This is a genomic window from Microvirga sp. GCM10011540 (genome assembly GCF_042650665.1).
Lineage (GTDB): Bacteria > Pseudomonadota > Alphaproteobacteria > Rhizobiales > Beijerinckiaceae > Microvirga > Microvirga lenta.
This window is the reverse complement of record NZ_JBHSBQ010000015.1, coordinates 1-1,632: the sequence shown is the minus strand read 5'-3', so window position 1 is coordinate 1,632 and position 1,632 is coordinate 1. Positions and strand designations below refer to the sequence as shown.

The window sequence follows — 1,632 nt, the reverse complement described above, 5'->3', positions numbered from 1 at the left end:
CTCTCCAGCAGTGCCACGGCCTCTCGCTTAAACTCGGGTGTGAATTCGCGCCTCGTCTTCGTCATCAAACACCTTCCCGCTCCCACAGGAGCGTATCAGAGGTGTCCGTCAAAGCGAGGGAGGATCAATCATAATCTACCCGACAACTGAGCCAAATCGAGCAATTCATGAGGGATAAAGCCAATCCGTTCCCTAGAGCCTTGCGAAATAGTGCCCGCAGCCGGCGAGACACTGATCAACATCGAGGCGATCACCACAAGCGCACATGGATGAAGACGGACAGATCGGTTTTGGCCACGCGTTTGCCGATGCGTCGTAGAACCAAAGTGTAAGTGCTTGGCCCTCAGTCTTTTGTTACCACGCGTCTCACTAGAGGATGGCCCGACAAAAAAGCCGGGCCCAGGGCCCGGCTAAAGTAGAGGTCCGACAAATAAGTCAAAACCTTCCAGAGGGAACGGCCGACCCGACATCGCCGGGAGGAAGAAAAGCGATGCCGCGTTGAAATCAGCCGAGGCTTATATTGAAGGCATTCGGCCCGTTTGCAAAGCAATATGCCTCATGAAAGGGCTGCGCCAAGCGCATGCTGCCGCGCTCCACCTACTACAATCAACCCGCAGCTCATGCCGGCTCCGTCGCATTCCGTTCGGGAACTCAGTTCCATCTACGCCTTCGGCCAGCTCCGGAGAGAACCGATCATGTGCCTGTGGGGCAACTGTCGGTGCCGCTTCACACCCGCTCAAGTTCCGGCGGGTCTCAGGTCCATTTCGGCAACGTCAGCATCACTCGAGACTTTGCGGACGAGCATGGCGTAGAGCACCTTGGCATCGCTCGCTGAGCGAAGACACGCGGCGATATCGCCCTCTCGCAGACGCCGTGCCGTGCACGACAGCGCCCGTAGCAGGATCCTGGGATCATTCTCGGGGGCGAGGATCATCACGGCGAGATCCGCGGCAACACCATCCACAGCTCCGAAATCAACGGGTGGCTGAAGCCGTGCAAAGAAACCTACAGGAGCATCAATGCCCTCAATCGTCCCATGCGGGATTGCGATCCCCCGGCCAAGGCCGATCGTTGTGCTGTCCTGTCGTTCAAGAAGCGCATTGAGCACTTTGTCGGGATCGAGGTTTGTAGCGGCTGCCCCAAGTCGCGCCAGTTCCTTCAGGACGTCATACTTGTTCGTACCCAGAAGGAGCGGGATGACCCGGTCCGGCGTGACAAAATCCCCAATGTCCATATCGTTAGTGCCCTTGAGGCATGCCGAACCGTGTGAGGGCAGCGGCTGCCACTTTCATTTCCGGTTGCCCGAGCCTGATCGACGCCCCTGAGTCGCCTCGGAACGTCAGGAGTCCGTTTGCTGTGTCCCCACCGTATGTCCTATTCGTGGCCCGCTGGTGATCAGCGTCGTTCCACACAGTAATATCGTCATGCTTACAGCCCCCATCAAGATCACCTTAGCCCAATCGGCTGAAACCGACGGCCCCGTGCTCCTAACAAAGTCGATCGGCTAAGAAACCGATGCTCCGGCAGTGATCCTCCCAAAGGTATGGTCCAGGCTTGCGCGTGCGATTGCCTGTGCGGCCTGGTCCGGTACCCTATCCGCAAGAGCCACCAAAGGACAAGGATCTGTCGCAA

General features: G+C 58.0%; 1 protein-coding gene. It reads right to left on the bottom strand.

Annotated elements, in window-relative coordinates; translation table 11 throughout:
• Positions 1 to 736: 736 nt before the first annotated feature.
• The gene (locus ACFOYU_RS06690) at positions 737 to 1,234 is read right to left on the bottom strand and encodes a PTS sugar transporter subunit IIA (RefSeq protein ID WP_377032970.1); all 498 of its coding nucleotides are present in this window, start codon (positions 1,232 to 1,234) and stop codon (positions 737 to 739) included.
• Positions 1,235 to 1,632: the final 398 nt, after the last annotated feature.